The following is a 10,632-nucleotide window of genomic DNA, read 5'->3' on the forward strand; positions in this document are numbered from 1 at the left end:
GGGTTAACTAATGAGAGCTTATGATATTATTCATAAAAAACGTGATGGCAAGAAATTAACTGACCAAGAGATAGATTTTTTAATTAAAGGATATACCAAGGGTGAGATTCCTGATTATCAAATGTCAGCGTGGGCGATGGCTGTTTTCTTTCAAGGAATGGATAAGGAAGAGACTGCTAAATTAACAAAGGCTATGGCTCAATCTGGTGATAATATAGATTTGAGTTCAATCACAGGAATTAAGGTTGATAAACATAGTACAGGTGGTGTAGGTGATACTACTACTTTAGTTTTAGCGCCTCTAGTGGCTGCTTGCGGTGCACCAGTAGCTAAGATGTCTGGTCGTGGCTTGGGTCATACTGGAGGAACTATTGATAAGCTAGAATCTATTGCAGGTTTTAGTACATCTTTAAGTATGGATAAGTTTATAGATAGTGTCAATCAGAATAAAGTAGCTATAGCAGGACAGACTGGCAACTTAGCTCCTGCTGATAAAAAGCTATATGCATTACGTGATGTAACTGCTACTGTTGATTCCATTCCTTTAATTGCAAGTAGTATTATGAGTAAAAAGATTGCCTCTGGAGCAGATGCTATAGTATTAGATGTTAAGACTGGTAATGGTGCTTTTATGAAGAGCTATGAAGGTGCAGTAGAGTTGGCACAAACTATGGTAGAAATTGGTCAAGAAGTTGGACGTAATACTATTGCTGTGGTCTCTGATATGGATCAACCTTTGGGATGGGCTGTAGGTAATGCTTTAGAGGTTAAAGAGGCTATTGACACTCTTAAAGGGGAAGGTCCTTATGATTTGACAGAGCTATGCTTGACCTTGGGAACACAGATGCTATTATTAGCAGAGGTTGCTAATAACTCTGAAGAGGCTAGAGAGATGCTAGAAAGAGCAATCAGTGATGGAAGTGGTCTAGCTAAGTTAAAGGAATTAATTGCTAAGCAAGGTGGAAATCCTGAAGTAGTCGATAACCCTGATCTATTACCACAGGCTAAGTATAGTGTAGAGGTCACAGCCCCAAGAGATGGCTATGTACAGAGAATAGAGGCAGAAGAGGTTGGGATTAGTGCAATGATTCTAGGAGCTGGTCGAGAGACTAAGGAATCAGAGATAGATTTAGCAGTAGGTTTAACTCTAGCTAAGAAGGTGGAAGATGAGTTAGCCAAGGGAGATGCTATCGCTACCCTATATTATAATGATGAGACTAAGGTAGAGGAGGCTAAAGAGATATTATTAAAGGCTTATCAGATTGGTGATACCAAGCTGGAATTAAATCCTTTGATTTATGAGATTATAGATTAAGACAAAAAGAGTGGTTCACTTAGCTAAGTGAACCACTCTTTTTTATTTTTTTCTCTCTTCTAAAGAAACATTAATTTCAAAATCACCGATTTCAGTATGCAAAGGAATTACTAAGAACTTTCTTTGATTTGTAGTAATCTGTACATTATCTCCATATGTAATCGATGGAGGTGTAATATCACATTGATAATTCAACTCAGATAATTTAGTAAGTGAGTTTCCAGTAACTATATTAGCCAGCTCTCCAATTGCAGAGCTTACCAGTTCATCAAATTCATCCATCGACATCCCTGACATTTTAGTAAAGACCTCTAAAGCGGTATTTTCATCCATGCTATAGTAGATAAAACCTTTTAAGTCTCCTGTAACTCCAATAGAAGCATTTACTTTTTTAGCAGAAAAAGGGCTTTTGCGAAGGGTCAATTCTCCTCTTTCAACCTCTACTTGTATCATGTTCTTTAATACATTCCTAGCTGCTTCAAATATTGGATTAATATATTCCTGATTCATATCTTTCTACCTCCTTTATTAAGATTTAATTTATATACGTAGCTTTTAAAACTTTCTATAATAGTTAATTCTAGAAAAGAACAAATTATCCTTTTAGAATGTAGAAAATATATTATTATTAATAAATTTTTGAATGATAATTTAGACCAGTATAAATTTAGTATTAATAACTTTATAAATTTGGAAAAAGGAAAAAAAGAATATTATTAGAATTTAAATAGTAAAAGAAGACTAGTTATGATTAGTCTGTGATTAATATTATTCTGCTTATTTTAAATCTTTAAATTAAGCTAGTCTTTATAAATCGATTATCAATTGTTTCTTTTCAAGAGGAGGTAGATTATGAAAACAAAGATAGAGAAAGATAGTGCTGTGAGTATTAAAAGGCTAACTATATATTTATTATTAACAATTTTAGCTATTTTAATCGGAGGAAGCCTATATTTAAAGAGTTATTTCAATTCCGATAAGTTAGAAAAGATGATAATTCCTAAGTTAGAGGAGACTTTGGATAGAGAGGTTGTAATTGAAGATATCTCCCTTAAATTCTTAAGTGGTTTTGGTTTAAGGATTGATGGTTTTAAAATTCTTAATAGTGATGGTTTTAAAGAGGAATACCTTGCTCAATTTGATACCTTTAATTTGGATGTAGCTCTATTACCATTATTACATAAAGAGATAGAGATTAAAGAAGTCAGTCTAATTAAGCCGATTATTGCTTTAGAAGTTAATCAGTCTGGAGATAAGAATTATCAGTTTGGAGTTGAGCATAAGAATATTGAGAATAATAGTAAAGAATCAAGCCAGATTGGTCTAGATCTTAATCTAGATAAGTTAGAGATAGTTGATGGTAGAGTAAGATATTTAGACCAGAGCTCTAAGTTGGATATTAAGCTAGATAATATAGAATCTAGATCATCTATTTTATTAAATGGAAGAGAAGAGAGATTAATAACAGCAGGAGAATCCCAAATTGGGAATATAGTTATGTTAGGTTTAGCTGATAACTTACGTTTTAAAGACTTAGATTTTAATTTAGAACATCAACTAAACTTTGACTTAGCAGAGAAGGTCTTAAACTTTGAGAAGTTAAACTTAAGCTTAGGGGGCTTTAATTTAAAGAGTAGCTTAAATCTCTTACTAGGAGAAGATTCTTTAGAGATAAAGGAGTTTAACGGGAAAGCAGGAGATTCAACTATTGGATTAAAAGCTAAGCTAATTGATTTTTCTAATCCTAAATTGGCTTTGGATCTAAAGACCGATTTAAAGCTAAAGGAGCTACTGGCTAAGCTACCAATAGAATTAGATTTGGATTTAGTTGGTCAACTAAGCTCAGATATCTCTGCTAAAAATCTTAAATTAAAAGAGTTTAAGAGTAGTATCAAGGAGAGCAATCTAAAGGGGAATCTTGAATTAATAGGACTAAGCTTAGCTAATAACAAGTTACCTGTTGAGTTAAAAGATATTAATGGACAAATTAAGGTAAGTGATAAAGAGCTAACAGTCGATAACTTAGTAGTTGGTATAGCTGAGGATAGGATTAAAGGTAGTTTATTAGTAGTAGCTTGGAAGGAGATGCTAACTGATATAATCAATCAAGAAGCGAGCCTAGGTGGTAATCTAAATTTAGCTTTGGAAGCAGATACCTTAAATTTAGATAAGTTAATTGTAGCTGATAATTCAGAAGAATTAGCTGACAAAAAGGATAAGAAGGAAGATAATAAAAAGGCTTTTTATCTTCCAGACTTTAATTTAACAGCTAATCTTAATATAGGGACTCTAGCTTATCAAGGTGAACAATACCAGAATATTGCTGGAAGCTTTAATATAGCAGAGTTTAAAGTTAAGATTGATAAGCTTGAAGTCAATAAAGGTGATTCAAAGGCAGCAGTTAGTGGTTTAGTAGATTATGAAGAATTTGCTAAAGCTGGTGATAGTAATCAGATAGATGCCAATTTAAATCTAGATAGTGATTTGAATTTAGCTTTAATTAAGAAAGAACTTGAAAGATTAGACCCTAAATTTAAAGATTATCAGTTTGCTGGAAGGATAGAAGCAGATTTACGCACAGGATTTTCAGTTAAAGATGTAGTTAAAGAGCCACTGGATAACTTAGATAAGATTAAAGTATTAGGTGATATAAGCTTAAGTGGAGAGAGGATAAGAGTTCCTCAATTAACTGGAGAGATAGGGAGCTTAGAAGGAACCGTTGCTTTTGATGATAAAGATTTAAAGCTATTAGATGGAAGGATAAATTTAGCAGAGAGTGACTTAGCTGCAAAAGTCTCTGTTTCAGATTGGCGAAAGTTATTATCATCCTTGCAGCACAACAAGAGTGATGGAGTAATAGATATAGAGTTAGATTCTAAGTTATTATCTCTAGATGAGCTGTTGTCTTTCTTACCTACTAGTAAGGATTCAGCAACTAAAGAAGAGGCAGAAGAGAAGGAATTGGCTGAATTACTACCTGATTTTAAAGTAAACTCACAAGTTAATATTAAAGAGTTAAAGTACCAAAAATTAAAGACAGAAAACTTAATTTTAAAGGCTGGTCTTAATAATAAGGTTATCTCTATAGATAATTTTGAAACTAATATTGAAGATGGTGGAATTAAAAGTAATGGGAAGATTGATTTAGCTAGAGAGAATCCTAGCTATCAAGGTAAGCTAAAGGTTGATAATATTGAAATTAATCGAATTTTAAGCTTTTTTACCGACTTTGATAATAAGTTATATGGTAAGATTAATTTAGATAGTAATCTTGGTGGAGTTGGATTGGAGCTAAATAAGATTTTAGAATCAGCTACTTTACAAGGAGAAGCTTTGGTTGCTAAGGGAGAATTAAAGAATTTTATATTAATTGATAAATTAAATAGCTGGTTTAGTCTATTTGATGATAACAAATTAGATTTTAAAGATCTCGATGGAAGTATCAATTTAAAGGGTGGGAAGCTGTATTTAAATGGCTTTAAATCTAAAACTGAATTTGGAGAGCTAGAGTTTGCTGGTTATTCAACCTTAAAAGGTGACTTAAATTATAAGCTAACCTACTTAATCTCTGAAAAAAAGTCCCAAAAATTGGATTTAAAAGAGAAAGAGTTGTTTTATGCTCCTCAAAGTAAACGGGTGCAGCTAGACTTTAAGTTAAAGGGAAGTGTAACTAAGCCAGAGCTAAGCTGGGATAAGTCAATAGTAGAAGAACGAGCCAAAAAGAAAGTGGAAGAGAAGGTTGATAAGAAGCTAGAAGAAGGCAAAGGTAAAGTTGAAGAAGAGAAGGAGAAGGCAAAGGATAAGATTAAGGAAGAACTAGAGGAGAAGAAAGATGAGATTAAGAATATCTTTAAAGGGTTATTTTAAAATTGCTTTTTAGCAAATAAGTGGAGAACGGGATGACCGTTCTCTATTCTTTTTAGAGGATTTCTCAATTTGTTTCTAGAAATTATTATTGAAGAATATATTAATTTTAATGAAAATATAGAATTTTAAGTAATTCTAGATAATAATTAAATAAAAGGAGAGAGATGATGAAGAAGATACTCTTATTACTAGTAGTAGTGTTATCATTGAGTTTACCTATCTATGCTTTTAGTAGTGCAAAGGATTTAGCAGAAGAAGGTGGAGTAGAAGGTTTAAACCTTCAAGTAGAATCACCACAGTGGAGTGACCAAGTAATCTATTTTATATTGACAGATAGATTCAATGATGGTGATCCAACTAATAATGACCAAGGGGTAGGTGAGTATGATCCTACAAGCAATGATTATTATAGTGGAGGTGATCTGCAGGGGATTATAGATAAGGTAGATTATATTAAGAATTTAGGAGCTACAGCAGTCTGGATTACACCTCCTGTAGCTAATCAATGGTTTGACCCTTGGGTAAATGTCACTGGTTATCATGGTTATTGGGGTGTTAATTTTAAAGAGGTAGATAGGCATTATGGTACCTTAGATACATATAAAAAGCTATCTAGCACTTTACACAATAATGGGATGTATCTAATCCAGGATATAGTGCCTAACCACACAGGAAACTTTTTTACTTATCAGGATGATAAGTATAATCCAGATAATAAGGGTGAAAACTTTATCTTAAATAAAGATTCAGAGCCTGTAGCACAACCTACCCAATATCCTTTTAATCTGAATAATTATAAGAAGAAAGAAGACCGTGAAGCTAATATATACCATTGGACTCCAAAGATAAATAACTTTAAAGATGAATCTCAAGAAGAGACCTATCAAATGAGTGATCTTGATGATATAAATACAGAGAATCCATTGGTTAGAAAGGTATTAAGGGACTCCTATGGTTACTGGATAAAAGAGGTTGGAGTCGATGGATTTAGGGTAGATACCGTTAAATATATTGAACATGATTTTTGGCATGATTTTATTCATTCAAAAGATAAGCAAGCACTGGGAATGGCTAATGTAGCACAGAAGCTAGGAAAGGATAACTTCTTAATGTTTGGTGAGATTTTCGAATCGTCTGAACCACTAAAGGACAATGGAGATAGGAAGGTAACCAGTTATTTAGGAACTGATCAGAAGCCTGAGTTACCAGCAGTGCTGAATTTTCCCTTGCATGTAACTTTACGTAGGGTCTTTGCTGAGGGTAAGCCGACCCATTACCTAGGTTATCGTCTAAAAATTACTATGGACTCTAAATATTATAAAGACCCATATATAACTCCATTATTCATTGATAATCATGATATCGCTAGATTTTTGGAGAAGGGCTCTCGCCAAGCAATGGAGCAGTCATTGATGTTTATGTTTACTATCCCAGGTATTCCTATTATCTACCAAGGTACAGAGCAAGGGTTTACTATTCAACGGGCTGCAATGTTTGCTCAAGGAGTTGATTCTGGAGGAAAAGACCACTTTGATCAAGAGGCAGAGATGTATCAATTTATTAAAAAACTAGCAGAACTTAGAACCTCTAATAGATTGTTAACTAGAGGAAGCATTGAAGTATTGCAGGATAATCATTCAGGAGCAGGTGTATTTGCTTATCAGAGAGAGTATAAAGGGAAGAAGGCTCTAATTATCTTCAATACAGCTGATAAGAGAGTATTAATGAGTAACTTAGATACAGGATTAGTAGTAGGAACAAAGCTTACAGCCCTTGTGCAAAGGGGAGGTATTAAAGAGGTAGTGGTAGGAGAGAGTTCTAAGGTTACTATGGAGCTACCACCTAGAGCAGGATTAATCTTAGTACCAGAAGATCAGCCAACAGAGTTAGTTAATGATGATAATCAGGAAATAATTGTTGATAATAAGATAAATGGAAAGGTTTTTACTAAAGATATTGAGCTAGAAGGTAAGATTAGAGGGGAGATTAGTCAGTTAGAGATTGTAGTTGATGGCAATCTAGACCAAGCTATACCAGCTAAAATTGCTAAAAATGGAAGCTGGCAAGCAACTCTACCGATTCATGACTTTGCTTTAGGTGAGAGTATCCATCAGTTGGTAGTTTATGCTCCAGAACAGAAGATAGTATCTAATAACTTTAACTTCAATACTAACAATCTAGTAGAAAGAGGATTTAGTTTTGAGCTTAGAGACCCTAAGGGTGATGACAGAGGCTTAGATAATAACTATACCTTACCACAGGATAGTAGCTTTGGTGCACAGATGGATATTAGGAAGGTGGAGGTAATTCCTCTTGGAGGAAATCTAAAGATTAAGTTGACTATGGGAGAGATAAGTGATATCTGGAAGCCCGATAATGGTTTTGACCATGTACTCTTTAATATATTTATAGATTTAGATAATGGAGTAGGGGCAGAGGTCTTGCCTAAATTAAATTCTAAAGCACCAGCAGGGTTTGAATGGGATTATCTAGCTTTTGTAGATGGGTGGAATAATGCCTATTATTCTGCTAAAGGAGCTACAGCTGAGAACTATGGAACCTCAGTAACACCAGCACCTAAGATAAGTACCAATAAAAAGGAGAAGACGATTGAATTTAACTTCAAGGCCCAATCCTTTGCCCATCTAGATAGCTTAGCGGGAGCAAAGATATATATAACAACTTGGGATTTTGATGGTTCTCAGGGTATGTTAAGACCATTAACTACAGAAGGTGGAACATGGATTTTTGGAGGACGAGATGATAAACAAGATTCTCTGATTGCCGATGATACTGAAGTGATAACTATTAAAAATTCAGGAAACCCTAAATATATAGATAATGAGATAAGAAATCAAGAAATAGAGGAGTTCAAGGAAGAAGTAGGGAGTAAGGATAAGATTGAGACTAATAAGAAGCTAGCTATTGAAACGGTGCATTTAGTTGGTACTATCAATAATTGGAATTTTGAAGAAGGAAAGATGGAAAGAGTATCAGCAGGTATCTATCAACTAGAGATAATAGCACCAGCACCTAGTAGAGATGCTTGGATACCAGCAGCAAAAAATCAAGCTTTCAAATTTGCTACAAATGGAAGCTGGTCAACTAATGGTGGTGGACCTGCTTATATTGGAACAGAGGGTCAATTAAAAGAGGATACAGGAATGGACAATATTTATGTATCTTTAGAAGAAGGAGCAAAGTATAGAGTAACAGTAGATCTTAATAAGATGACTTATTCTATTAGCAAAGTGAGTAAGTAAATTTGTCAGTTTTAATAATATCCTTCTAAAATGGATGGTAAAAAATATTTTAAACAGCATGGCTAGGACTTAATATCCTATCCATGCTGTTCTTTTATTATATATTCTTATACTTATAAGAGTATACATATATGTATTTACATTATTATTATAGTTTCTTTTAAATAGATATTAATTGTTTTGGATTTAGCTGTAAAGAGTGCTAAAAGGATGTAGTTAATTGAGTTTAGAGAAGATAATGACAAGGTAGGTTCAGTAAAAATTATTTTTTAACAGAAAATATGTAAATAAATAGAAATTAATCCACTTATATACTATAATATAGGTAAGCCATTATAATTTTTCAGGGTCTAATAAGTAAATAATATTATAATCTAACTCTATAGGATTGGCTAAAAATATATTTTGAATACTTTAGCAGGGGAGGTATAAACCAGAAAGGTGAATAAGATTAAAGAGGAAGAGCTTAAAAATAAGCTAGAGCTGTTAGTGCAAGATCTTGTAGAAATTCTTGAATTAATCAATGATAGTGAGCAGGAAAGGATGGTCTTGCCTGACGAATGTACTAAAGAGACGATTATTAGAGCAGATCAAACAGAGTCAAAAGAGCTACCACAAAGGTCTCTTAATAGGATAAGTAAATTTAAAGAAGAAAGACAGGTAGGGTGGTTTGTAAAAGAATCAACTCCTGAAATGAAAGAAATTATGAATAAAGTTATTAAAAGGGTAGTCAAATTAGAGGAGAAAAGAATAATAATTTGATTTCAAAGCCAATTTAACTCCATTTTAGAAGTAACCTTTATCCTTATTTTTACAATCATACTCAGCCCCAAAGATTAATAAATATTACTAAAGAATGTGGGGTGAGTTTATGAGAAGAGTGAAAATTATTATAGGTATCACTTTGATCTTACTATGTCTTTTTACTCAAGCCGTTTTGGCTATAGATAAGCCTGAATTTGATCTTCAGACCAAGTCAGCAATTTTGATGGATGCCAAGACTGGTAGGATACTCTATGAAAAGAATGCCCATCAAAAGCTGCCACCAGCAAGTGTAACCAAGATTATGACTATGTTATTGGCGATGGAGGCTGTTGATGAAGGGCGGGTAAAGTGGGATGATAAGATCTCTACTAGTGAGTTGGCTGCCAAGATGGGAGGTTCACAGATCTGGCTAGAGCCTGGAGAGGAGATGACCTTTGAACATCTAATTAAGGCAGTAGCTGTTGTGTCTGCTAATGATGCCTGTGTGGCTATTGCCGAGCATCTTTATGGTACAGAGGAGAACTTTGTAAAAGCAATGAATGATAAGGCAAAAGAATTGGGCTTAGAGAATACTTTTTTTTATAATACTAATGGATTACCACCGACAGACCCAGATATACAAGGAAATTATACTACAGCAGCTGATGTAGCGAAGATGTCTTTAGAGCTATTGAAACATCCTAAGATATTAAAGTTTACATCAATTTGGATAGATCATATCAGAGATGGGGAGAGTTTTTTAAGAAATACTAATAATCTAGTCCGTTTCTTCAAAGGGGCTGATGGATTAAAGACAGGATATACCCAAGAGGCAGGCTTTTGTGTATCGGCTACAGCCAAAAAGGATGGAATGAGATTTATTGCAGTAGTGATGAATGCACCAAACTCTAAGGTTAGATTCAATGAAGCTAGAAGCCTATTAAATTATGCCTTCAGTATCCATCGTTCTGTTGATATTGTCAGTAAAGGCGAAGTAGTTAGTAAGGTCAAGGTCTTTAAAGGTGAGATACCTGAGATAGATGCAGTGGCTAAGGAAGATTTGAAGATATCGGTGATGAAAGGTGAAGAGAAAGAGGCGGTCAAACAGACCAGATTGAATAAAGAGGTAGTTGCACCTGTCAAGGTAGGGGATAAGGTAGGAGAGATAGTTGTATTGAAGGGAGAAGAGGTATTAGGGCGTGTCGATCTAGTAGCAAAGGAGGAAGTAGCTAAGGCTAATTTCTTTAAGATAATACTACAATTATTTAAGAAGTTTATCAGTAATATTATGAATATCTTTGAATAGAGGCTGATTGTTATTAGACATCCTTAAGGGTGTCTTTTTTTATGTGTGTCTTGTAAATTATAGAGATAGTAAGTGAAAGTCTTACCTATGCTGTTTTGGTCGTATCGGTGTGTGAAACCAACAGTGACAGGGTGTTT

General features: G+C 34.0%; 6 protein-coding genes. 5 read left to right on the forward strand and 1 reads right to left on the reverse strand.

All coding sequences use genetic code 11. The features are described 5' to 3' along the window. Nucleotides 1–10: 10 nt before the first annotated feature. Nucleotides 11–1,315 carry a pyrimidine-nucleoside phosphorylase gene (locus BX659_RS12470; RefSeq protein WP_097018679.1) on the forward strand — a complete coding sequence of 435 codons (1,305 nt, stop codon included), beginning with the start codon at nt 11–13 and terminating at the stop codon, nt 1,313–1,315. A gap of 42 nt (nt 1,316–1,357) precedes the next feature. Here the strand turns inward: BX659_RS12470 and BX659_RS12475 are convergent, their stop codons facing one another. Beyond that, nucleotides 1,358–1,825, reverse strand: a complete 468-nt coding sequence (locus BX659_RS12475) for a chemotaxis protein CheX (protein WP_097018680.1) — start codon at nt 1,823–1,825, stop codon at nt 1,358–1,360. A gap of 342 nt (nt 1,826–2,167) precedes the next feature. On the opposite strand from BX659_RS12475, the gene BX659_RS12480 reads away from it, so the two are divergent. The 4 genes from BX659_RS12480 to BX659_RS12495 all read left to right on the forward strand — a co-directional run bounded on the left by BX659_RS12480 (nt 2,168) and on the right by BX659_RS12495 (nt 10,495). Next, entirely contained in the window at nt 2,168–5,182 is a 3,015-nt protein-coding gene (locus BX659_RS12480) for an AsmA family protein (protein WP_097018681.1), read from the forward strand. A 167-nt stretch (nt 5,183–5,349) separates the two neighbouring features. After that, on the forward strand, nt 5,350–8,445 hold the full coding sequence (locus BX659_RS12485; RefSeq protein ID WP_172431939.1) for an alpha-amylase family glycosyl hydrolase: 3,096 nt from the start codon (nt 5,350–5,352) through the stop codon (nt 8,443–8,445). 441 nt (nt 8,446–8,886) lie between these two features. After that, the gene (locus BX659_RS12490) at nt 8,887–9,207 is read left to right on the forward strand and encodes a hypothetical protein (RefSeq protein ID WP_097018683.1); all 321 of its coding nucleotides are present in this window, start codon (nt 8,887–8,889) and stop codon (nt 9,205–9,207) included. A gap of 109 nt (nt 9,208–9,316) precedes the next feature. Further along, nucleotides 9,317–10,495, forward strand: a complete 1,179-nt coding sequence (locus BX659_RS12495) for a D-alanyl-D-alanine carboxypeptidase family protein (RefSeq protein ID WP_097018684.1) — start codon at nt 9,317–9,319, stop codon at nt 10,493–10,495. Nucleotides 10,496–10,632: the final 137 nt, after the last annotated feature.

The sequence above is a fragment of the Orenia metallireducens genome, from assembly GCF_003001995.1.
Classification (GTDB): Bacteria; Bacillota; Halanaerobiia; order Halobacteroidales; family Halobacteroidaceae; genus Orenia; species Orenia metallireducens_B.